We start from the raw sequence: 22,294 nt of genomic DNA, 5'->3' as shown, positions 1-22,294 counted from the left end.
CGGCGGATGGCTGGATATCCTGCGTTTTCCGCGGCGCTGGATTTGGCGCCGGGTGCTGCCTGGCCCGCGCTCTCGACTGCCGCTTGCCTCGCGGGCTCAGCGGCTGATCGGCCCGCTGTGTCAGCGGCTGCTCCACGCGCGGGCTTAGCGCCCTGTGATGTTTGTGACGGTGTTTGGCCTCGGCCGGCATGACCAGCAGAGCCGTGACGGCCATCGCCGATGCAATCATCCTGGATCTACTGGAAGAGCTCAGCTTTGCCATCACCCACGAAACGGCGCCGGTCGGCTGAAGTTGCCTGGACAGGCGCTTCGACCCGATCACAATCGGTTACCTCCGCGTTACGCGCCGATCGCTTCCAGTCCCTCTTCCAGCAAGTCGGCGAGCAGCGGCATGCCGAGCAGGTATTTCGCCGTGCGCTTGTTGGCCCGCTCTCGCGCCGCCGCAACCGCCTCGGCCCATTCCGAGGCGTCGTAGTCGCCGCGGCCGACCCAGGCCAGCGCGATCAGCTCGGCGGCCTCGTCGATATTGAGGTCGTTGATCAGCTCGCGCAGCTCTTCCTCGGTGAGGTTTTCCGAGCTTTCCTCGGCAAGGCCGTCATGGTGGTGGTTGTCATGCCTATCGCCGTCGAACTCGACCTCGTGTTCGGCGCCGCCGGCATAGTCCTCGTTGACGGCCGCGCTCAGCGCCTTGGCCTTGAGAATGAACAGCCGCACGGTATCGGGGCCGATCGTGAGATCCCAGTCTTTGTCAAGCCGCCGCTGCACGGGCCCTCTCCGTGGATCGTCTCATTCGAGGGCGATGATACCGGATTTGCGGCATCCGTCACCTCATGTTCTCCAGACGGGCTTTTTCCGGGATGAAACGCGGATCGCTTGGCGTTAGTGTTGCATTGTCACACCCTCAGGAGGTTTTCCATGCATAAAAGAATGCTGATCCAGGCAGCCGCCGCGCTTGTCGCCGTGCAGTTCCTTGCCGTTCCGGTGTTTGCGGCAGGCAGTGGTGGCGACACCAATACGACCACCCAATGCAAGAAGGGTATGGTCTGGGACAAGAAGAAGAACAAATGCGTCGCACCCCAGGAAGGCAAGCTGGACGACGACAGCATCTACTATGCCGGACATGACCTGGCGATGGCGGGCCGCTATGACGAGGCGATCGCCGTGCTCAGCCTCGCCGCCAACAAGCAGGATCCGCGCATCCTCAACTATCTCGGCTACTCGCACCGCCATTCCGGCCGCGTCACTGTCGGCCTCGGCTATTACGAGGAAGCGCTGCGCATCGACCCGAATTACACGCTGGTGCGCGAATATCTCGGCGAGGCGCATCTGCAGATCGGTGATCTAGCCGGCGCCCAGCAGCAGCTGACGGAGATCGAAAAGCGCACCGGCAAGGGTTCGCGCGAATACGGCATGCTGGCCGAGCAGATCGAGCATTTCATGAGAAGCTGATCGGGTTTCATGGTCTCGAAACGGCCGCGAGCAATCGCGGCCGTTTTTGTTCTCCATCCCACAGCCACCTTCGCTGACAAAAGAAGGGATGATTTTTGCAAAACCGATTTTTGAGCGTGAAAAGCCCGCAAAGATTGCTATATTCAGGGAAATTGCGGTGAAACGGTTCCGTTAGCCCGAGGCTGCCGGACCGTTTTCTTTTTATACCCAACGACAAGGCTTCCCCCGAAACGCGGGGGCGGCGGCAGGAAAGGTCAGGCACTATGAACAAGGTCCCGATGACAGGCGAGGGGTTCGCGTCATTGAAGGAAGAACTGCGCTGGCGCCAGCAGGAAGAGCGGCCGCGCATCATCGAGGCGATCTCCGAGGCGCGCTCGCATGGCGACCTGTCCGAAAATGCCGAATATCATGCCGCGAAAGAGGCGCAGAGCCTCAATGAGGGCCGCGTCAACGAGCTCGAGGATTATATCGCGCGCGCCGAGGTGATCGACGTCACCAAGCTCAGCGGCGACAAGGTCAAGTTCGGCGCCACCGTGGTGCTGGTCGACGAGGACACCGAGGAGAAGAAGACCTACCAGATCGTCGGCGACCAGGAAGCCGACGTGAAATCGGGCCGCATCTCGATCTCCTCGCCCATCGCCCGTGCGCTCATCGGCAAGGAAGTCGGCGACGCCATCGAGGTCAATGCGCCTGGTGGCGCACGCGGGTACGAGATCGTCCAGGTGCAGTTTATTTAGGACCTTTGATAATTCTACTCTGGCCGCCAACTAGCCCGGTTTTCTGCGCTTCCGGTGCTCAACGTACCTTAAAGTACGCGCCGCTCCGGTTCTCGAAGAATCAAGCTATTTGACTCGCCAGAGCGAATTCTGAAAGGTCCTAAGCCGGCGCTTGTAATTTCAGTGCCAACAGTTTCTCCGCCTCAGCCACAACCTCGGTCGGCGTCACGCCCCCGCCGGCCGGCGCCAGCAAAGTCGACGCATAAGGCCCACGCGGCCCGGTCAAGCCCGGCTCCGTCGCCAAAAATACCGCAACCGTCGGCAGGCCGAAAGCGCTGGCGAGATGGGTCAATCCCGTGTCGGCGCCGATGACCAGTGTCGAGCGCCCGAGGATGGCCGCGATGTCGGCCAGCGGCGATTTGGGCACCACGACCGTGGATGACACGGCCTTGGCGATCGCTTCGGCCACCGTCTTCTCACGCTCGTTGGACCAGGTGGTGACCGGCGTCATGCCGCGCTCGACCAGCAGGCTGGCAGTTCCGATCCAGTCCTCGACCGGCCATTTCTTGTCCTCGCGGCTGGTGCCGTGCAGCAGGAAGGCGGTTTTGCCGTCGATGCCGGCCAGACTGCCGGAGGGTGGCACCATGCCGGAGTCGAGGGTCGACAAATCGGGCTGGTAGCCAAGCGCCAACCCGAACAGCCGCCGTGTCCGCTCGATGGCGTGCAGGTCGCGCGGCACGGCGTGGGTGATGTCGTAGAACAGCGTCGCCGAGGGTTCGCGCGCACTCGACCGGTTGAAGCCGGCAATCGGCGCACGTGCCTGGCGCGCCACCAGGGCCGACTTCAGCAGGCCTTGCGCATCGATGATGAGGTCATACCGGCAGGCGCGCAAAGCACGGCGCAAGGCCGCCGCCTCGCGCCAGGTGTTCGTGTCGAAAAGGTTCTTTCGCCAGCGCCTTATCGCCACCGTATGGATGGTGCCGATCGCTGGATGCAGGGCGACGATGCCGGCAAAAGCCTCCTCCACGCACCAGTCGAAGATCACGTCCGGCCGGTTGAGGCTGGCATCCTCGAGTGCCGGAAAGGTGTGGATGACGTCGCCCATCGACGAGGTCTTGACGATCAGCGCCTTCATGCCGCGGCCGGAAGTTCCAGCAGCCGGTCGGCCGCCGCGGCGACCTGCCGGACTTCCAATGCCTTCAGGCAGTTAAGGTGGCCGAGCGGACAGATTTTCCGGTGGCAGGGCGAACAGGACAGGCCGAGCCAGACCAGTTCGCGTCGCTCCGCCAGCGGCGGCGTATTTTCAGGCGAGGTCGAGCCGTAGACGGCAACGATCGGCGTGCCGACGGCGGCCGCGACATGCATCAGCCCGCTATCATTGGAGACCGCGAGCCTTGCCGCCGCGATCAGGTCGATGGCGTCCTCCAGCCGCGTCTGGCCGGCGAGGTCGACGACACCGGGGGCAAGGGCGGCGATCTCCGCCGTCACGTCGCGATCGTTCTTCGAACCGAACAGGGCGACCTTCAAGCCTTTGCCCATGAATTCGCGGGCAAGGCCGGCGTAGCTTTCACTTGGCCAGCGCTTGGCCGGACCGAACTCGGCGCCGGGCATCAGGGCCACGAATTCCCGCGGCGCCAGACCGACCCGGTCGAGCAGGGCGGCTTGGTTTTTCGGATCCACGGTCAGCCGGGGCGCGCGGAAACTGCCGCCCTGGGCGAGCCCGAAATAGGCCTGAGCAGTGCGCCGTTTCACGGCGTCGGGCAATGGCACGATGTCGGTCAGCAGGCCGTAGCGCATTTCCCGAAGGTGGCCGAAACGACGCGGAATGCGGGCAAAGAACGGGATCAGCGCCGACTTCCAGCTGCCCGGCAGGACATAGGCCATGTCGTAGCGGCCGCGCAGCAGGCGGCCGAAGCGGCGGCGATGGGTGAATTCGAGCGCGCCGGGCTGCAGCGGAAAGTCGATCTGCTGGCGGATTTCGGGCATGCGCTTGACCAGTGGTGCCGCCCAGGCGGGCGCCAGCACATCGATCGCGGCGTCGGGATGGCGTTCCTTCAGCGCCGAGAACAGGCACTGCGCCATCACCATATCGCCCACCCAGCGTGGGCCGATCACGAGGATCGTTGGGCTTTCAGCCATTCGACATAGTCTCTGACGCCGGTTTCTACTGTGCGGAATTGCCCGTTATAGCCGGCCGCGCGCAAGCGGGACATATCAGCCTGGGTAAAACTCTGGTAGCTGCCCTTGAGATGGTCGGGGAAGGGGATGAACTCGACCTCGCCCTTGCCCAGCGTGTCGATGACCGTTTCGGCGATGGCGCGGAACGGCTGGGCGTGCCCGGTACCGCAGTTGAAGATGCCGCTCGCGCCGTGCTTCCACAGCCACAGATTGACGTCGGCGACATCGCCGACATGGATGAAGTCGCGGCTCTGTTCGCCTGGCCCGAAGCCGTCATGGGCACCGAACAGCTTCGGATTCTCGCCGCGCTCGACCTGGTTGAACAGATGGAAGGCAACCGAGGCCATGGCCCCTTTGTGCGCTTCGCGCGGGCCATAGACATTGAAGTAGCGCAGCCCCGCGACTTGCGAATGATCGGCGTCGAACACCGTGCGCCTGACATAGTCGTCGAAGAGTTTCTTGGAATAGGCATAGACGTTGAGCGGCCGCTCGAGCGCAGCCTCCTCGCGAAATTCGGCGCCGCCGCCATAGACCGAAGCGGAGGAGGCGTAGAGGAAAGGCACGCGCAGCGCCTGGCAGGCATGCAGCAGCCGTTTCGAATAGGCGTAATTCACCTCCATCATGAACTTGCCGTTCCACTCGGTGGTGGTCGAACAGGCGCCCTGATGGAACACTGCTTCGATGCGGCCGAGCGAGCCGGCCTCCATGCGGGTCAGGAAATCGTCCTTGTCGAGATAGTCTGCTATCGTCAAATCGGCCAAGTTGGCGATCTTGTGACCGTCGGTGAGATCGTCGACGACCAGGATGTCGTCATGGCCTTCCGCATTGAGCGCGGCGACGATGTTGGAGCCGATCATGCCGGCGCCGCCCGTGACGATGATCATGAAGGCCTCTGCTTGCGTGCGATTCCGGTCCTTATAAGGGAGGCTGGCCGGGCTGTCGACAAAGCAGGTGATTGCGTCACAGTGGCGCCGCAAAGCTGCCGCTTCTGTCGGTTCGCCGCTGGACGGGACCATGAGGGACAAGAAATGCCGTCGACCGAACTGCTGATCGCGTTCTTCGCCACCACGGCGATCTTCGCCTACATTCCGGGTCCCGCGATGCTCTACGCCGCCGCGCAAACGATGGCGCGCGGGCGCTGGTCGGGGCTGACGGCGGCACTCGGCATTCATCTCGGCGGCTATGTGCATGTCTTTGCCGCCGCCGCCGGCTTGTCCGTGCTGTTCCATGCCGTGCCGCCGCTCTACATGGCGGTCAAGCTGGTCGGCGCGCTTTACCTCATCTGGCTCGGCATTTCGCTGTTTCGCAAGCGCGTGGAGGGCGACGTGGCGCTGCCGGCGATCGAGCGCAAATCGGCCCGCCGGGCGTTTTTCGAGAGCATCACCGTCGAGGTGCTCAACCCCAAGACCGCGATCTTCTTCATGGCGTTCCTGCCGCAGTTCATCGATGCCTCGGCGACCTTGCCGGTCTGGCTGCAATTCGTCGTGCTGGGCACGATCGTCAACCTGATGTTCTCCTCGGCCGACATCGTCTGCGTATTCCTGGCCGGCCTCGTGATCGGACGGCTGCGGCGTTCGAGCGGGGCGCAGCGCCTGATGCAGCGGGCCGGCGGCGCGGTACTGGTCGGCCTCGGCGTCCACGTCGCCCTGCAGAAAACCTGACCTGTCCGGGTTTGCCTCTGCCCCTGGCGTTGCGCTGTGCCGAATTGCGGTATATCCGCAGGCATGACCGGCCGGCCTCGCAAATCTGGTGTTTCGACCTATCTGAGATCGGCGTTTTCCGCACGTGGCAGATGACATGATCAAGCACAATCCGCCTTCACCCGAGCCCCTGCACCGCGCCATCGCGCGCTTCGGCGACGTCGCCGTGCTGGTGGCCGGCGACCTCATCCTCGACCGCTTCGTCAATGGCGTCATCGAACGGATCTCGCCGGAAGCGCCGATCCCGGTGCTGCATGGGCGGGGCGAAAGCTCGGCGATGGGTGGCGCCGGCAATGTCGTGGCCAACATCGTCTCGCTTGGCGCACGCGCCGTTCCGGTCTCGGTGATCGGCACTGATCCTGCCGGCGACAGCCTGGCGCGGATGCTGGGCGAGCTTGGCGCCGATACGGCGGGGCTTGTGCAGCAGCGCGGCCGCATGACCTCGTCGAAGAGCCGCTTCAGCGCGCTCAACCAGCAGGTGCTGCGTTTCGACGAGGAAGAGATCAAGCCGCTCGGCGAGGCCGAACGGGCGGAGCTGATCCGCCGTTTCCGGGATGCGTTGAAACAGGCGGACATTGTCATCCTGTCCGATTACGGCAAGGGCATATTGCTGGACGGCGTCGCCACCGAACTGATTGCCATCTGCCGAGAGGCGGGCAAGCCGGTGCTGGTCGATCCGAAGGGTCGCGACTATGCGCGCTATGCCGGGGCGACCGCCGTCACGCCCAACCGCAAGGAGCTTGGCGAGGCCGTCGGCCATGCGGTGTTCGCCGATGACGAGATCGTCGCGGCGGCACGCGAGCTGATTTCGGCGCACGGTTTCGACTTCGTCGTCGCCACCCGCAGCGAAAAGGGCATGAGCGTGGTCGGCCCCGACGAGGCACGCCACATCGCCACCCAGGCGCGCGAGGTGTTCGACGTCTCGGGCGCCGGCGATACGGTGATCGCGGCCTTCGCGCTGGCGCTTGCCGCCGGTGCCGATCCTGTCGCCGCGGCCTCGATCGCCAACGCCGCCGGCGGCGTCGTGGTCGGCAAGCGCGGCACCGCGCGGCTGAGTGTCGAGGAACTCACCGGCGCGCTGTTCCGCTCGCACGGACCGACCGCGCACAAGGACGCCATCCTCGACGTTACTTCGGCCGCGCGCATGGTGGCGGGATGGAAGGCGGAAGGTCTGAGCGTCGGCTTCACCAATGGCTGCTTCGATATCCTGCATGCTGGCCATGTCAGCCTGCTGCACGCGGCGCGCAGCCAGTGCGACCGGCTGGTGCTCGGGTTGAACAGCGATGCCTCCGTGCGGCGGCTGAAAGGTCCGGGCCGCCCGGTCAACGACCAGCATGATCGCGCCTGCGTGCTCGCCGCGCTCGCCTCGGTCGATGCCGTGGTGGTGTTCGAGGAGGATACGCCTTTGGCGCTGATCGAGGCGCTTCTGCCCGACATACTGGTGAAGGGCGCCGACTACACGATCGACACCGTGGTCGGCGCCGATGTGGTGCAGAAGGCGGGCGGCCGCGTCGTGCTGGTCGACCTGGTCGCCGGCAAGAGCACCACTGGCACCATCGGCAAACTACGCGCCGGCAGCGCCACCAACTGAGGGATCTCATGTCCGAATTGAACGATTATCTGGTCCGCTCGGCGGCCGCCATCACTGCCACGGTCGCGCGGGATTTGACCAGCGAGATGGAACGAGCGGTGAGCGCTGTCGTGTCGGCGCTTTCGTCTGGAAAGGCATTGCTGGTCTGCGGCAATGGCGGCTCGGCCAGCGACGCCATCCATATCGCCACTGAACTGGTCGGCCGCTTCCTGAAGGAGCGCAAGGCCTACAATGTGATCGCGCTGCCGGCGAACGCCGGGATGCTGACCGCCTGGGGCAATGATTACGGCTTCGATACGGTGTTTTCGCGCCAGGTCGAAGCGCATGGCGCTGCAGGCGGCGTGCTTTTGGCGATCTCGACCAGCGGCAATTCGCCGAGCATTCTCGCCGCGGCCGAACAGGCGCGCATGATGGATATGACGGTGGTCAGCCTGACCGGCGATACCGGCGGCAAGCTGAATCCGCTCACCGACATCCTGCTCAACGTACCCTCGACCTCGACGCCGATCATCCAGCAGGGCCATTTGTGCCTCTATCATTATCTGTGCGAGGTGGTCGAAGCGCGCCTGTCGAATGGCTGACAGGATCGGGAAGCCGCACCCATTGACCGAACCGGGCCTGTGGGTGGAGCGGATCGGCGGCCGGGTTTTCCCGGCACGGTCGCCGGCGCTGTTCCTGGACCGCGACGGCACCATCAATGTCGACACGGACTATCCCAGTGATCCGGCCGAGATCGAGCTGAGGCCGCAGATGCTGCCGGCAATCGCCGCCGCCAACCGGGCCGGAATCCCGGTCGTCATGGTCACCAACCAGTCCGGCATCGCGCGCGGCTATTTCGGCTGGAGTGCCTTTGCCGCCGTGAACGGCCGGGTGCTCGACCTGCTGCGCGGGCAGGGCGTGTCCGTCGACATGGTGCTGGCCTGCGCCTATCACGAGGCGGGCGTCGGGCCTCTCGCTGTAGCCGATCATCCGATGCGCAAGCCCAATCCGGGCATGCTGATAGAGGCGGGCAGGCGCCTTGATCTTGACCTCCAGCTCTCCCTGGTGGTCGGCGACAAGCTGGCCGACACGCAGGCCGGCCAACGCGCGGGCCTTGCGCAGGGGTGGCTGGTCGATGGTGAGGCGGCACTTCAGCCCGGCTTCGTCATCAGGCGCTTGCATGACGACCACGATCTCGGCGGCCTGCTCGCCGCCATCGACGCGCTCGGATCGTAGGGCCTACGCTTGGTCGTTGCGTTGCGAGGCTTCGTAGAGCTTGGCCTCGGTGGCGAAGGAATAGATCATCACCGACATCGAGTAGACGAAGCCATGGCGGCCGCACAGGAAGTAGCGCTTGGCCAGGTAGAACTTGAGGAAATTGCCGAACGGCGATAGCACCAGCCGCACCAGGCCGGGCTTCTTGCCTTTCTCAACCAGCGTGACCGCCTTGAGGCCGGAATATGCGTTGGCCCTGGCAAGATCCTCCTCGACCGATATTTCACGGCGATGCAGCAGGACACCGTCTTCGATCGTGTCGGTTTCGCCCGGCACGCGAACGGATTCATGCACCCGCGCGGTGAGATCCATGGTGGCGCCTTCCCTGCGGAAAAGCCTGAGCAGCCTGTTGTGCAGCACCCAGCGATGGGCATAGCCGTAGCCCTTCAGCCAGTCGCGGCGGCGCATGTACCACCCGCTGGCCTTACCGCCGGCCGCCTGGGTGATGGCCACGATCGACTGCCGCAACCGGTCGTCGACGCGCTCGTCCGGGTCGATCGAAAGACACCAGGGCTGGTTGGCGTGGTCGAGCGCGAATTGCCGTTGGCGGGGGAAGCCGGGCCAATCATTGTGCAGCAGCGTTATCGGATAGCCCTTTGCGATATAGCTTTCAATGCATTCGACGGTGCCATCCGTCGAGCCGGAATCAACGATGATGATCTCGGCACAGAAATCGATGCTTTCCAGGCACGGGCCGATCATGTCGGCCTCGTTCACGCAGATGATGAGCGCCGAGACCGGACTTGCAAAACGGGTCATGGTCCCCTTCCCATGGCGGATTATCTCGGAATTCACGCTGCTCGTGCCATCTGTTCTCAAGCAATTCCGGGCGGAAAACCGTTACACACCCTTCCTGGAATTGCTTGAGAAACCAGTCAAGCGCCCAGTCGAGCAGTGAAGTCCGGCAGAGCCGTTCAGCCTTGCATATCGGCGTCTTTCGAATACCAACGCGGCGCCGATGTGGCGAACGCAAGGAATTCGCCCGGCGCACGGGCGTTCGCCTGGCCTCAGGGGCGTTCGAACGACACCAAACCCTCATCCTTGACGCGGCGGATGGTGAGCGCCGTGCGCACCGTGTCGACGTTCGGCGTCGAGGTCAGTTCCTCGATGACGAAGGTCTGGAAGCTGCCGAGGTCGCTGGCCACGCAATGCAGCAGGAAGTCGGACTCGCCCGACACCATCCAGGCATCGCGCACGATCGGCCAGCCGCGCGTGCGCTCGGCGAAAATGCGCAGTTCGGCATCGGCCTGATGATGCAGCCCGACCAGGCAAAAGGCGACGACATCGAGGCCGAGCGCAGGCGCGTTGAGCAGCGCGCGATAGCCGCGGATGATGCCGGCTTCCTCCAGCCGCTTGACCCGGCGCAGGCAGGGCGGTGCGGAAATGCCGACGCGGTTCGAGAGCTCGACATTGGTCATGCGCCCGTCCGACTGAAGCTCGCGCAGGATCTTCCAGTCAATGGCGTCCAGATCGGCCTTGAGGGGCATTGGGTTCTCGATCATCGGTATGGCGCAAGAATCTTTCGCGATTTGTAGTTAAACGACTTTTGTCTCGAAGCCAGCCCCCGTCGACGGGATTTTAGAGAGGTAACGAAAGCGCTCGTCGCGCGAAAATCCATATGGGCCGAAGCTTTCCGGGGACGACGGTCCGTTCGTCTTGCTGGCGTGGCTGGCAGCCCTTACATTAAGCGCGATATTCCACGTCTTTTTCCAAGGCACACCCGTGTCCGCCCCGCAGAGGCTCCAGATGATCACCAAGCATGCGCCCGTTCTCATCATCGGTTCCGGTCCGGCCGGCTATACGGCGGCGGTCTATGCCGCGCGTGCGATGCTGAAGCCGATGCTCGTCGCCGGCCTGCAGCAGGGCGGCCAGCTGATGATCACCACGGATGTCGAAAACTATCCCGGCTTCGCCGATCCGATCCAGGGGCCGTGGCTGATGGAGCAGATGCTCAAGCAGGCCGAGCATGTCGGCACCGACATCATCAACGACATCATCACCGAGGTCGACCTCAATGTGCGGCCGTTCCGCGCCAAGGGCGATTCCGGCACGACCTACACGGCCGATGCGCTGATCATCGCCACCGGCGCGCAGGCCAAGTGGCTGGGCATTCCGACCGAGCAGGACTTCATGGGCTTCGGCGTTTCCGCCTGCGCCACCTGCGACGGCTTCTTCTATCGCGGCAAGGATGTCGCGGTGGTCGGCGGCGGCAATTCGGCGGTGGAGGAGGCGCTCTATCTGTCCAACCTCGCCAAGAGCGTCACCGTCATCCACAGGCGCTCGGACTTCCGTGCCGAGCGCATCCTGCGTGAGCGGCTGTTGAAGAAGGACAATGTCCGCGTCATCTGGGACACGATCGTCGACGAGATCACCGGGCGCCCCGGCAAGGCACCGCTGCCGCCTTCGGTCGAGGGGCTGAAGCTCAGGCATGCCGTGACCGGTGCCGAGAGCCACCTCAAGGTCGACGGCGTCTTCGTGGCCATCGGCCATGCGCCCGCGGTCGAGCTGTTCGCCGGTAAGCTGAAGCAGAAGCCGAACGGCTATCTGTGGACAGCACCGGATTCGACGCGCACCGACGTGCCTGGCGTCTTCGCCGCCGGCGACGTGACGGACGATATCTACCGGCAGGCGGTGACGGCGGCGGGGCTCGGCTGCATGGCCGCGCTCGAAGCGGAAAAATATCTGGCCGGCATCGAGGTGCATCGCGAGGCAGCGGAATAGGCGGCTCGCAAAACTGTTAGAAAATCGGCTTAGAAGCGCCGTGTAAAAGCCTGATTTTTCATTCAAACGCCAACCGGAACGAGGGGAAATCATGGCGTTGGACTGGGACAAGCTACGCGTGTTTCACGCTGCGGCGGAAGCGGGGTCGTTTACGCATGCGGCCGAGACCCTGCATCTGTCGCAATCGGCGATCTCGAGGCAGGTCAGCGCGCTCGAACACGATGTCGGCGTGCCTCTGTTCAACCGCCATGCACGCGGCCTGGTGCTGACCGAACAGGGTGAGATGCTGTTCCGCACGGCGCATGACGTGCTGATGAAGCTGGAAACCATCAAGTCGCGGCTGACCGAGACCAAGGACCGGCCGTCCGGCGTGCTCAGAGTAACGACGACCGTCGGCCTCGGCGCCGGCTGGTTGACCGAACGGGTGCAGGAGTTCATCGAACTCTATCCCGAAGTCAGCCTGCAGCTGATCCTCGCCAATGAGGAGCTCGACCTCACCATGCGCCAGGCCGATTGCGCCATCCGGCTGCGCCAGCCGCAGCAGCCGGACCTGATCCAGCGCCGCCTGTTCACCGTGCATTTCCATCTCTACGCAGCGCCATCCTACGTCGCCAAGCACGGCAAGCCGGGCTCTATCGCAGAGTTGAGAAACCATCGCATCGTCACCTTCGGCCTGCCTGTGCCGTCGCATCTGTCGGAGTTGAACTGGCTGGAGACGGTCGGCGATTTCGAGAGCGGCCAGCGCGTGCCGTCGCTGCAGATCAACGACATCCTGTCGATCAAACGCGCCGTGCAGGGCGGCGCCGGCATCGCCATGTTGCCGGACTATGTCATCAGCAAGGATTCCGGCTTGGTGCAGCTGCTGCCGGAAACCGAGGTGCCGTCCTTCGACACCTATTTCGCTTATCCCGACGCGATGAAGAACCAGGCCAAGCTGCACGTGTTCCGCGACTTCATCATCGCCAAGGCCAGAAGCTGGTCCTTCTGATCCAAGGTCAAAGCCTATTCTTTCCAAGGTGTAATCCGCGGCAGCCAGCCCGGTACGTTGCGGCGGTAGGCTTCGTATTCGGCGCCATAGCGGCCGGCGAGCGTCGGCTCCTCATAGAGCTTGACGAAGGTCACCATGGCAGCCGCCGCGATTGCCGCGTACGCGGCGATCGACCAGCTCGAAAACAGCAGCGCCTGGCCGAGAATGATCGACAGCACGGCGACATACATCGGATTGCGGACATGGCGGTAGATGCCGCCGATCACCAGCCTTTCGGTCGGTGCGACAGGGGCGGGTGTGCCCAGCCCCTCCAGTGCGAAGCGGGCGAAGGCATGCAGCAGCACGGCGGCGGCGGCGACGATGAGCACGCCGCCGGCGAAGACAAGGCCGGGCAGGGGCGACCATGGCAGGCCCCAGCGAGCGCTGAGCAGCCAGGGAATCAGCCCGGCGACCACGCCAGGGGCCGCAATCAGGAAAATGCCGCTGCCGGCAATCGCCGAAAACCTACGCATTGGTTGATCTCCGCCTGACTGCCTTTGAATTAAACCATTGCTGCCTCATTCCACATCATCAGTGTTTTTCGGCATTTGGGGAGCAGAATCGGCCGGCATCGGCGTTTTCGAGACGACAATGACCCGAAAGCGAGCTTCATCTTCACGATTCTGCTGGTCCTATTGGCTTCTGGAACGGGTTGGACCACAGCCTGTGCCTTTTTGCATGCGTGTGTTGCAAAATAGATGCTTGTTTCTTGGGCATGATGAGCACATATATAAATCATCTCCTGGGCGCGTTCTCCTCCCATTAGCGCCCTCGAGTGTTCCCCTCTGGAGGTTAGCCTTAACAGGCACTTCCAATCAAACTCAGCCGGATCTTCATTGATCCGGCTTTTTTGTTGCCTGCATGCCAATGGGATGGCTGAAAAGTTCACCAGAATTGCCGCGTAACAGTGTCATGTAACCTCTGGTAACATGACAAGGACATCCCTCATCTGCTAAATGGATCATAGGACGCGGTGTGGTTCGGACGGGAGATGGGGGCATCACTCGGACGACCCGGGCTCAGGCGGCTACCGCGTCCGAACCTTTTCTCGCCGAAGCGCGGCGATCTTGCACGCGGCGGACCTGCCGTTTTTCCTCCCAAGAAAACGGTCCGCAAAACAAAACGGCGTCCGGCCTCCCGGGCGTCGTTTTTGGTTTGTGCCCCCCTCGATCCTTCGAAGCGGGCGCTTCACATGCATTCCAAATCGGCCACCGGGCGAAATCAGGCGGCCTTGCCGTTGGCGTTCATCGCCTCGTCGGCGAGACGGCCAGTCAGCTCGGCCATGTGGTCGAAGGCGGCCCGGTAGCTGGCAACGCCTGAAGTGGCCGACCGCAGCTCGATGATCAGATCACCGATCTCGGCCTGCGGCATGGTCGCCTCGACGACATCCCATCCAGGCCAGTCGGGCCGCGCGTCATAGCCGAGGATCTGGCCGCGCCGTTGCGGGATCAGTGCGATGATCTTCGACGTCGCGTCCGACGGCGTGACGATCTCGACCTTCATCACCGGCTCCAGAAGCACCGGCGAGCAGGCGGCCATGCCTTCCTTCATGGCGAGCTTGGCCGCCATCTGGAAAGCCATGTCGGAGGAATCGACCGCATGGTACGAGCCGTCCGACAGGTTGACAGCGATGTCGACCACGGGAAACCCGAGCGGGCCGGACTTGAGGTAATCGCGTATGCCTGTTTCAACCGACTGGATGTAAGTCTTCGGGACGACGCCGCCGGTGATGGTGTCGGTGAACTGGAAGCCGGAGCCGCGCGGCAGCGGCTTGATCTCGATCACCACATCGCCGAACTGGCCGTGGCCGCCCGACTGTTTCTTGTGGCGGCCGCGCTGCTGCACCGGTTTGCGGATCGTCTCGCGATAGGGCACCGCTGGCGCATGGCCCTCGACCGGGATCTGGTTCTTGCCCTCCAGCCGCTCGCGCACGACGCGCAGATGCATCTCGCCATGGCCTGACAGCACGGTCTCGGCCGAGTCCTGATTGTGGTGCAGGCTGAGCGAGGGATCTTCCTCGGCCAGGCGCTGGATGGCGGCCGACATCTTGACCTCGTCCTTGCGCTCCTTGGGGCGCAGTGCGAAGGCGAAGACCGGCTGCGGCGGCTCGACATCGAAGAGCTGTTTGGCCCCGCCCTTGGCCGAAGTCAGCGTCTGGCCGGTCTTGACCGTGTCCAGCTTGCCGAGCGCCACGGTATCGCCGGCCCTGGCGGTGGTCAGCTTGACCTGGTCCTTGCCCAGCATCCTGTAGATGCCGGAAACCTTGGCGGTGTCGCCGCCGGGCAGCCATAGTTCCGAGCTGTCGGCGACCTGGCCGGACAGGATGCGCGACACCGACAGTTTGCCGCCATGCGGCGTGTGGATGGTCTTCATCACCTGGACCACCGTCGCATTGCCGTCCGGAGCGCCGAGCCGCTTGCGGGTCGCCTCGATGTCGGGCGCGTCATGGCGGATCGTTTTCAAGAGGCGCAGCACGCCATTGCCTTTCTCGGCGGTGCCGATCAGCACCGGCGTCACCGCGCCGTCGCGCAGATCTGCGGCGAGATCGTCGAAGATCGCGTCCTTGGGCGGTTCGATCTCTTCCAGCAACTGCTCCATCAGCTGATCGTCATGGTCGGCCAGCGTCTCCAGCATGGAGAAGCGGGCCTCCAGTTCGCGCGCCTTGTCGTCGCTTGGTATCTGAGCCACCTCGCTCTCGGCATATTCGCGGTAGATGTAGGCGCGCTCCAGCGCCAGATCGATCGAGCCGATGACGACGCCGTCCTTGCGCAGCGGGATCTGACGCAGAAGCAGCGGCGCGGCACTTGTCGGCTGCAGCATCTTCAGCGTGTCGCGCACGCCCGCGATCGCCTTGTCGACCTTGTTGAGGAACAGGATGCGCGGCACGCCGAGATCGTCGAGCTTGCGCATGATGAGCTGCAAAGCGGGAATCTTCTTTTCGTCGGCCTCGGCCACGACCACCGCGACATCGCAAGCGGCCAGCACCGGTTCGGCCTCGAAGGAGAATTCGATCGACCCGGGGCAGTCGATGAAGGTGAACTGTTCGCCCATGAATTCGGTGGTGGCGATCGACGCCTCGACGCTCATGGCGTGGGCGCGGGCTTCGGGCGAATGATCTGAAACGGTATTGCCAGAGGAAACCGGGTTCTGGCGGGGAATGGCGCCGGTACGGGCCAATATGGCTTCGAGAAGTGTCGTCTTACCGCTTGCGAAGGGACCGACTATGGCAATGCATTTCGGTCCCGTGCGTCGTCCTCCGGCGCGATTACCCATGGCTGACCTCCACTCAGGCGTTTTTCCTGGGGACCGACTGGCATTCATGGTTCAGGCCAAGGTCAATCGGTCCTGAGCGGCGGCCGGCCTGTTCGACCGTCGCGGGTGGGTCTGTTTCGACCTGCCCGCGATTATCGTCCCACTTGTTTGCCGGGAGGGCAAGGAAAATAGGAGGCCGGTGGGGCTGGCCGGCTCAGGCGCTGAGCGCGAGCGGTTCGACCGAGCGGCCGGCAAGCAGCGCGAGCTTGCCGCGAGGCGCCGGCCTGCCGAAGAAAATAACCTTGGAAACGATTGCACCCGGCAGCCTTGGCGAGAGCGAATTCTTCCGCCGTCTCCACGCCTTCCGCCACGATGGTGACCTGCTGGATGCGCGCGATCTGGGCCAGCGCCGAGACGAATATCTGCGCTACCTGGTCATGGGCGAGGGCGCGGATGTAGGAGCGATCGATCTTGATGATATCCACGGGCAAGGTCTTCAGATAGTTGAAGCCGCAATGGCCGGTGCCGAAATCGTCGAGGGCTATGTGAAAGCCGAGGCCACGCAATGCCTCGAGGCGCCGCAGGATCTCGGGCGTGGCGGCGGTCGCCACCGTCTCGGTGATCTCGATGATGAACTGTGATGCCGACCGGCCAGTGTCCTTCAGCACGCGGTCGCACATGGTGACGATCTCGTCGCGCTTGAGCTGCTCGCCGGAGACGTTGATGGAAATGCGGTGGCCGGGGAACTGGCCGATATCGGCACAAGCCCGTTTGAACACCCATTCGCCGAGCATGTCGATCAACGTCGACCGTTCGGCGATCGCAATGAACTCGGCCGGCGCGATCAGGCCGCGAACCGGGTGGCGCCAGCGGATCAGCCCCTCGAACGCCTCGGTGGAACCGTCCGGGCTGACGATCGGCTGATAATGCAGTTCGAGTTCGCCCAGATAGACCGCGGCGCGCAATTCCCGTTCGACCAGACGCCGGTAGCGCTTGTCGGACAGCATCTCCTCATCGAAGACGGTGACGCGGCCACGGCCCGCCGCCTTGCTTTCATAAAGCGCCAGATCGGCAACCAGCATCAGTTCCGTCGTGTTCGAGGCGTGGGCCGGCGCCAGGGCGACGCCGATCGAAATGGAGAGCGGAATGGTCTTGCCTTCATGCGATTTGCCGTCGCGCATGGCATCCAGCAATCGTCTGACATCCTTGTTGATGGCCGCCAGGTCGCCATGGGGAATGATGACACCGAATTCGTCGCCGCCGAGGCGTCCGACCATGGCGCCGGCAAAGACGCGCTCGGCGGTCTTGACCAGATGCGCCAAGGTAAGGTCGCCGAACTGGTGTCCGAACGTGTCGTTCAACTGCTTGAAATGGTCGAGGTCGATCAAGAGCAAGGCTGCCTCGCGCCTGTCGCGTCTGGTGCCCAGGCCTTCGCGCAGCGCTTCGAGGAAATAACGTCTCGTCATGGCGCCGGTCATCGCATCCCTGGTGAGGAAATGATGTTTCTCGGCCTCCGCCGCGGCGGCCGACTGGAGACGATGGACGACGCTGCTGCGCATGTACATCAACGCCAGCAAGGCCAGGCTCGTGGCCAGGATCGAGATGGCGAAGGCACCGCCGGCGGACAGGTTTCGCGAGACGTCGAAAGCACCAAGCACCGCCGCGCCGATGCTGATCACGAGCAGCGACTGGATACCGCGATAGATCCGGCCGCTGTGGTCCTTGATCGTTGCTAGTATGCTCATCCGCCAGCCCCCGCAATGCAGGCTAACGGCTAGTGCGCAGCCGTTAACAAGACATTGAATTCGCCGGCATTTCGCTTGGCGGTCCCGTGCCGGCAAGGGTCATGGTTAAGAGAAGAATCAGGCCTTCGTCCAAGCGAGGTGACAAGGGCGGTTGCATCAGGGCCAATCCAGACCGAGAATGCGGCTCACTTCAAGGGGCCGGCGTCTCGCCAGCTCCCACCAACTCCAGGGTCAGACGATGAAGATCATTGCTTGCGGCAGCGTGCCGACCATCATAGCGCCGGACAAATACTTCACCGGCCGGGTTCTGCAGACGCCGATCATCGAGACGGAGGCGCCGGCGCGGCTCAGGGCCACGCTGGTCAGTTTCGAGCCGGGCGCGCGCACCTACTGGCACACGCATCCGGTTGGCCAGACGCTTTATGTGACTGCTGGCGCCGGCCTGGCCCAGACATGGGATGGACCAATCCAGGAAATCAGGGCCGGTGACGTCATCTCATTCGCGCCCGGCGAGAAGCATTGGCATGGCGCGGCGCCGAAATCGGCAATGACGCACATCGCCATGCAGGAGGCGCTTGACGGCGTCCATGCCGATTGGCTGGAAGCGGTGACGCCGGCGCAATATGGCGGCTGAGTGCTGAGCCTGGGTTGACAAAACCCGGCGGTAACGCCTGAAAGCGGTGACGCCGGGTTTGTTTTGGACTTACCTGATCAGGTCAGCGATGCCGTGAAGCGCTGGATGCGCGTGCAGGCTTCCTCCAGCAGCGTCTCCGAGGTGGCGTAGGAGATGCGGAAATTGGGGCCGAGGCCGAAGGCCGAGCCGAACACCACCGCGACGCCCTCTGCCTCGAGCAGTTCCGAGCAGAAGGTCTCGTCGGTGTCGATCACCTTGCCGGCCTTTGTCTTCCTGCCGATCAGCTGGGCGCAGGACGGATAGACATAGAAGGCGCCTTCCGGCGACGGGCACGTGATGCCGCGCGCCTGGTTGAGCATCGATACGACGAGGTCGCGCCTGCCTTGGAAGATCGCCTTGTTCTTGGCGATGAAGTCCTGCGGGCCGTTGAGCGCCTCGACGGAAGCCCATTGCGCGATGGTGCAGGCGCCAGAGGTCTGCTGGCCCTGGATCATGTCCATCGCCTTGATCAACTGGACGGGACCGGCGGCATAGCCGATGCGCCAGCCGGTCATCGCATAGGCTTTCGAGACACCGTTCATGGTCAGCGTGCGCTCGTAGAGCCTGGGCTCGACCTCAGCGATGGTCTTGAAGACGAAGTCGCCATAGGTCAGGTGCTCATACATGTCGTCGGTCAGCGTCCAGACCTGCGGATGCTTCAACAGTACATCGGCCAGCGCGCGCAATTCGGCCTCCGTATAGGCCGCGCCCGACGGGTTGGACGGCGAGTTCATCAAGAGCCATTTGGTCTTCGGCGTGATCGCCTTTTCCAGCACCGCGGGGGTCAGCTTGAAGCCGTTGTCGATCGAGGTGTCGGCAAACACCGACGTGCCGCCGCAGATCGCCACCATTTCGGGATAGCTGACCCAGTAGGGGCGAGGGATGATGACCTCGTCGCCGGGGTTCAGCGTCGCCATGAAGGCGTTGAACAGGATCTGCTTGCCGCCGGTGCCGACGATGGTTTGCTCGGGCCTGTAGTCGAGATTGTTCTCGCGCTTGAACTTCTTCGCGATCGCCTCGCGCAGCGGCACGATGCCCGAAACCGGCGGATATTTAGTCTCGCCACGGCGAATGGCCTCTATCGCCGCATTCTTGATGTTGTCGGGCGTGTCGAAATCAGGCTCGCCGGCGCCAAGGCCAATGATGTCCCTGCCGGCATTTTTCAGCTCGCGGGCTTTCTGCGTCACCGCGATGGTGGCGGAAGGCTTAACGCGGGAAAGGGTGTCGGCAAGAAAGGCCATGACCTTTTGTCTCTCCAAAGGATCGGCGCGGCCAGGAGCGGCCGCGGCGCTTCTCATGTCGCAACATTCCCGTCAGTGCAAGCCTTGTCGGCTGGGCCAGGTGGCGTGGCGCGGTCAACGAGGCGTGATCGGCAACAATAAATTCATTAACGGGCGGTAGAGGCTTGCATGGCAGGATCGCCGTTCAATTCCGCCTGGTCGCGGAGCGAGGAACGCTTGTCACGCAGCATCGGACTTGACCATATCATCCGTCATGATGACGGCACCTCGAGCGGTGTCTGGGGCATCTATACGCTGCAAAGCGCCTTCCAGCCGATCTTTGCCTTCAACGAGGGCAAGCTGTCGGTCGCCGCCTTCGAAGGGCTGATCCGCCCATTTCGCGACGGCGAGCCGCAATCGCCGATGACCTTCTTCTCGACATGTCCGGCGGTCGACCGCCTGCATGTCGAAGCGCTGACCAGGACACTGCATCTGCTCAATGCCGGCGCCTGCCTGCCGCGGGAGGCATCGATCTTCGTCAATTTCGACCCGTCGGTGTTCACCGAGCGATCGATCGTCGACAACGCCTTGCGTGACATGCGGCTGGTGCTGCACGAGGCCGGTATCGATCCGGGCCGCGTCGTTTGTGAGGTGACGGAGCAGAGATCGGCATCGCAGGAGACCCTGCACGGCTTCGTCGCCGCGCTCAGAGCCAACGGCTTCCGGATCGCCGTCGACGACTATGGCGCCGACGATTCCGACATCACCCGCGTCAAGGAGCTGAGCCCTGACATCGTCAAGTTCGATGCGCACTGGATCACGCAACTGATGGAATCGGGCGCTGGTTTCGCGCTGCTGACGTCCATGGTGAGGAGCTTCGAGGACCAGGGCATCCGCACCGTGTTCGAGGGTATCGAGGAAGGTTGGCAACTGGAGCTGGCCGAGCGATCGGGCGCCTCGATGGTCCAGGGTTACGTGCTGGCCCGTCCCGAACTGGCGCCGACGAGTTTCCGCGCTTTCGCAAAGAGCAGTCCGGAACCTGCCCCCGCCGCAAGCCATGCGTCCGCTCCCGTCACCGCGACGCCGCGCAAGGGGCGGCCCGCAAAAGCCTTCGGACGCAGGGTATCGCCATGAGCCTCGAGCGGCGGCGCACCATGGGCGATGCGATCTTCGCCGACGAGATCGGCATCGAATATGGCGTCCATGGCGACTTCCGCCTGCGCAGCGCCTACCAGCCGATCTACGCCCCGCGCGGCGGCAGCTTGCAACCGGTGGCCGTCGAAGGCCTGATCGAGCCGCACCGCGCCGGCCGGCCGGGGTCGCCGCGGATGTTCTTCGACAGCGTCGCGGCTTCGGACCGGCTGTTCGTCGAAACCATGTGCCGCGTGCTGCATCTCAGGAATTTCCACAATATCGGCGTCGACGGGCTCGACCTGTTCTTCAACTATAATCCACTGGTCAACGACCATGCTGGACGTGCGCTGGCCGAGATCCGGCTGATGAGCCGGCATCTCGACGAACTCGGCCTGGCGCCCGCCATGCTGGTCTGTGAAATCACCGAACAGGCGGCGGACGACGCGCTGCTGGCAAGGCTGGTGCGTGAAATGCGACGCGACGGCATCCGCATTGCCATCGATGATTTCGGGACCGGCCATTCGACCGAGGAGCGGGTGAGCTTGCTTCAGCCCGACATCGTCAAGATCGATGGCGGCTGGTTCGCGGAATTCTGCCGCCACGCCGCCGCGGAACGCTTCTTCCGCCCGCTGGTGTCCAGCCTGCACGACCGCGGCGCCAAGGTGCTGGTCGAAGGCATCGAGCAGCCCACCCACCTGCGTGTCGCGCTCGAAGGCGGGGTCGATTTGCTGCAGGGTTTTCTTCTCGGGCGTCCCGCGCTTGCCGGCACCATCTTCAACGAAGAGCCGCTTGCGGTCGATGCGCTGCTGGGCTTCGACAACAAGGTCGTGCCGTTGCATAAGCGGCGTTGATGGTCGCGCCAAAAGAAATCACTGGTTGATGATGGCGCCGCTGCGATAATCCGCACGCAGAAGCAGCGCTCCGGGGAACCACAATGATACTCTACAGCATGATCGACAGCGGCAATTGCTACAAGCCGCGGCTGCTGATGGCCAAGCTCGGCCTCGCCTTCACCACTGTCGAGGTGAGTTCGCATACCGGCGATACGCGCAAAGCTGAGTTTGTCGCCAAGAACCCGAACGCGATGGTGCCGCTGCTGGAATTGGACGATGGCCGGCGGCTGGCAGAATCCAATGCCATCCTGCTCTATCTCGCCGAAGGCACGCGCCTGCTGCCGACGGACAAATACGAGCGCGGGCTCGCCTATCAATGGCTGTTCTTCGAACAATACAGCCACGAGCCCTATATCGCCGTGCGCAAGGCGCTGCTGACTTTTCCCGAGCGGGCAGCGGATGCGACGCCGGAGCGGCTGGCGGCGACGCTGGAGCGCGGCAACAAAGCGCTCGGCGTCATGAACACATATCTCGAAAGCAACGCCTTCTTCGCCGGCCGCGCATTCAGCATCGCCGACATCGCGCTCTATGCCTATACCCACACGGCGGAGCAGGGCGGCTTCCAGCTCGACGCCTATCCGGCCGTGGTCGCATGGCTCGGCCGCGTGGAGGCTGACCCGGGGCATGTGCCGATCGAGTGGGTGGGGTAGGCGTTGCCACAGCGTCCTTCTCCCCGTTCACGGCAGGGCTATCGCATATGAGTGATGGCATTGATGAGATAGTCGTCATTCCAGGCGCATT

At 63.6% G+C, this 22,294-nt stretch carries 22 protein-coding genes; 12 read left to right on the top strand and 10 right to left on the bottom strand.

Going from position 1 to position 22,294, the window contains the following annotated elements:
- Positions 1–339: 339 nt before the first annotated feature.
- Positions 340–765, bottom strand: coding sequence for a DUF3775 domain-containing protein (locus FJ434_RS21120; protein WP_140505015.1), 426 nt, complete (start codon positions 763–765; stop codon positions 340–342).
- Between the two features lie 150 nt (positions 766–915).
- Here FJ434_RS21120 and FJ434_RS21115 point away from each other — a divergent pair, with 150 nt between their 5' ends.
- Both FJ434_RS21115 and greA read left to right on the top strand, forming a co-directional pair.
- Positions 916–1,449 (top strand): tetratricopeptide repeat protein, encoded by a 534-nt coding sequence (locus FJ434_RS21115; RefSeq protein ID WP_140712380.1) that lies wholly within the window; start codon positions 916–918, stop codon positions 1,447–1,449.
- A 263-nt stretch (positions 1,450–1,712) separates the two neighbouring features.
- On the top strand, positions 1,713–2,186 hold the full coding sequence (gene greA, locus FJ434_RS21110) for a transcription elongation factor GreA (RefSeq protein WP_023671981.1): 474 nt from the start codon (positions 1,713–1,715) through the stop codon (positions 2,184–2,186).
- A gap of 139 nt (positions 2,187–2,325) precedes the next feature.
- Here the strand turns inward: greA and waaC are convergent, their stop codons facing one another.
- Genes waaC through rfaD form a run of 3 tightly spaced genes read right to left on the bottom strand, consistent with a single transcriptional unit; the run spans position 2,326 to position 5,227 of the window.
- Complete coding sequence (gene waaC / locus FJ434_RS21105; protein ID WP_140751155.1) at positions 2,326–3,300, bottom strand: lipopolysaccharide heptosyltransferase I; 975 nt, start codon at positions 3,298–3,300, stop codon at positions 2,326–2,328.
- Complete coding sequence (gene waaF, locus FJ434_RS21100; protein ID WP_140712376.1) at positions 3,297–4,304, bottom strand: lipopolysaccharide heptosyltransferase II; 1,008 nt, start codon at positions 4,302–4,304, stop codon at positions 3,297–3,299. The genes waaC and waaF overlap by 4 nt, the downstream gene beginning before the upstream one ends.
- Positions 4,277–5,227 (bottom strand): ADP-glyceromanno-heptose 6-epimerase, encoded by a 951-nt coding sequence (gene rfaD / locus FJ434_RS21095; protein WP_140751157.1) that lies wholly within the window; start codon positions 5,225–5,227, stop codon positions 4,277–4,279. The genes waaF and rfaD overlap by 28 nt, the downstream gene beginning before the upstream one ends.
- Positions 5,228–5,371: 144 nt before the next feature.
- Between rfaD and FJ434_RS21090 the strand changes: the two genes are divergently transcribed.
- The 4 genes from FJ434_RS21090 to gmhB all read left to right on the top strand — a co-directional run bounded on the left by FJ434_RS21090 (position 5,372) and on the right by gmhB (position 8,849).
- Positions 5,372–6,004 (top strand): LysE family translocator, encoded by a 633-nt coding sequence (locus FJ434_RS21090; protein WP_140751159.1) that lies wholly within the window; start codon positions 5,372–5,374, stop codon positions 6,002–6,004.
- Between the two features lie 136 nt (positions 6,005–6,140).
- Positions 6,141–7,634, top strand: coding sequence for a D-glycero-beta-D-manno-heptose-7-phosphate kinase (gene rfaE1 / locus FJ434_RS21085; protein WP_140751161.1), 1,494 nt, complete (start codon positions 6,141–6,143; stop codon positions 7,632–7,634).
- Positions 7,635–7,642: 8 nt separating this feature from the next.
- Positions 7,643–8,215 carry an SIS domain-containing protein gene (locus FJ434_RS21080; protein WP_140751163.1) on the top strand — a complete coding sequence of 191 codons (573 nt, stop codon included), beginning with the start codon at positions 7,643–7,645 and terminating at the stop codon, positions 8,213–8,215.
- Complete coding sequence (gmhB, locus tag FJ434_RS21075; RefSeq protein ID WP_140751165.1) at positions 8,208–8,849, top strand: D-glycero-beta-D-manno-heptose 1,7-bisphosphate 7-phosphatase; 642 nt, start codon at positions 8,208–8,210, stop codon at positions 8,847–8,849. The genes FJ434_RS21080 and gmhB overlap by 8 nt, the downstream gene beginning before the upstream one ends.
- A gap of 3 nt (positions 8,850–8,852) precedes the next feature.
- Here gmhB and FJ434_RS21070 read toward each other — a convergent pair whose 3' ends face one another.
- Both FJ434_RS21070 and FJ434_RS21065 read right to left on the bottom strand, forming a co-directional pair.
- Positions 8,853–9,647 (bottom strand): glycosyltransferase family 2 protein, encoded by a 795-nt coding sequence (locus FJ434_RS21070; protein WP_140505030.1) that lies wholly within the window; start codon positions 9,645–9,647, stop codon positions 8,853–8,855.
- 248 nt (positions 9,648–9,895) lie between these two features.
- Entirely contained in the window at positions 9,896–10,375 is a 480-nt protein-coding gene (locus tag FJ434_RS21065; RefSeq protein WP_027143279.1) for an Lrp/AsnC family transcriptional regulator, read from the bottom strand.
- Positions 10,376–10,634: 259 nt separating this feature from the next.
- Here FJ434_RS21065 and trxB point away from each other — a divergent pair, with 259 nt between their 5' ends.
- Positions 10,635–11,609 (top strand): thioredoxin-disulfide reductase, encoded by a 975-nt coding sequence (trxB, locus tag FJ434_RS21060; protein ID WP_140505032.1) that lies wholly within the window; start codon positions 10,635–10,637, stop codon positions 11,607–11,609.
- Positions 11,610–11,700: 91 nt separating this feature from the next.
- A complete protein-coding gene (locus FJ434_RS21055; protein ID WP_140751167.1) occupies positions 11,701–12,597 on the top strand; it encodes a LysR family transcriptional regulator in 897 nt (298 codons plus the stop codon).
- 14 nt (positions 12,598–12,611) lie between these two features.
- Here the strand turns inward: FJ434_RS21055 and FJ434_RS21050 are convergent, their stop codons facing one another.
- The 3 genes from FJ434_RS21050 to FJ434_RS21040 form a co-directional block, all read right to left on the bottom strand.
- Entirely contained in the window at positions 12,612–13,109 is a 498-nt protein-coding gene (locus tag FJ434_RS21050; RefSeq protein WP_140505034.1) for an isoprenylcysteine carboxylmethyltransferase family protein, read from the bottom strand.
- 748 nt (positions 13,110–13,857) lie between these two features.
- Positions 13,858–15,909, bottom strand: coding sequence for an elongation factor G (locus tag FJ434_RS21045; RefSeq protein ID WP_140751169.1), 2,052 nt, complete (start codon positions 15,907–15,909; stop codon positions 13,858–13,860).
- A gap of 131 nt (positions 15,910–16,040) precedes the next feature.
- Positions 16,041–17,633: a bifunctional diguanylate cyclase/phosphodiesterase gene (locus FJ434_RS21040; RefSeq protein WP_140751170.1), complete on the bottom strand. Its 1,593-nt coding sequence runs from the start codon at positions 17,631–17,633 to the stop codon at positions 16,041–16,043.
- 238 nt (positions 17,634–17,871) lie between these two features.
- On the opposite strand from FJ434_RS21040, the gene FJ434_RS21035 reads away from it, so the two are divergent.
- Positions 17,872–18,267: a cupin domain-containing protein gene (locus FJ434_RS21035; protein ID WP_140751172.1), complete on the top strand. Its 396-nt coding sequence runs from the start codon at positions 17,872–17,874 to the stop codon at positions 18,265–18,267.
- A 77-nt stretch (positions 18,268–18,344) separates the two neighbouring features.
- Here the strand turns inward: FJ434_RS21035 and FJ434_RS21030 are convergent, their stop codons facing one another.
- Positions 18,345–19,547 carry a pyridoxal phosphate-dependent aminotransferase gene (locus FJ434_RS21030; RefSeq protein ID WP_140505042.1) on the bottom strand — a complete coding sequence of 401 codons (1,203 nt, stop codon included), beginning with the start codon at positions 19,545–19,547 and terminating at the stop codon, positions 18,345–18,347.
- 216 nt (positions 19,548–19,763) lie between these two features.
- Between FJ434_RS21030 and FJ434_RS21025 the strand changes: the two genes are divergently transcribed.
- From FJ434_RS21025 to FJ434_RS21015, 3 genes are all read left to right on the top strand, one after another.
- Positions 19,764–20,660, top strand: a complete 897-nt coding sequence (locus FJ434_RS21025; protein ID WP_140751185.1) for an EAL domain-containing protein — start codon at positions 19,764–19,766, stop codon at positions 20,658–20,660.
- Positions 20,657–21,511, top strand: coding sequence for an EAL domain-containing protein (locus FJ434_RS21020; RefSeq protein WP_140751174.1), 855 nt, complete (start codon positions 20,657–20,659; stop codon positions 21,509–21,511). The genes FJ434_RS21025 and FJ434_RS21020 overlap by 4 nt, the downstream gene beginning before the upstream one ends.
- Before the next feature lie 83 nt (positions 21,512–21,594).
- Positions 21,595–22,203 carry a glutathione S-transferase family protein gene (locus FJ434_RS21015; protein ID WP_140712358.1) on the top strand — a complete coding sequence of 203 codons (609 nt, stop codon included), beginning with the start codon at positions 21,595–21,597 and terminating at the stop codon, positions 22,201–22,203.
- Positions 22,204–22,294 lie beyond the last annotated feature (91 nt).

It is taken from the genome of Mesorhizobium sp. B2-5-13 (assembly GCF_006440535.1).
Lineage (GTDB): Bacteria > Pseudomonadota > Alphaproteobacteria > Rhizobiales > Rhizobiaceae > Mesorhizobium > Mesorhizobium salmacidum.
This window is presented reverse-complemented; position numbering and strand designations above follow the sequence as displayed.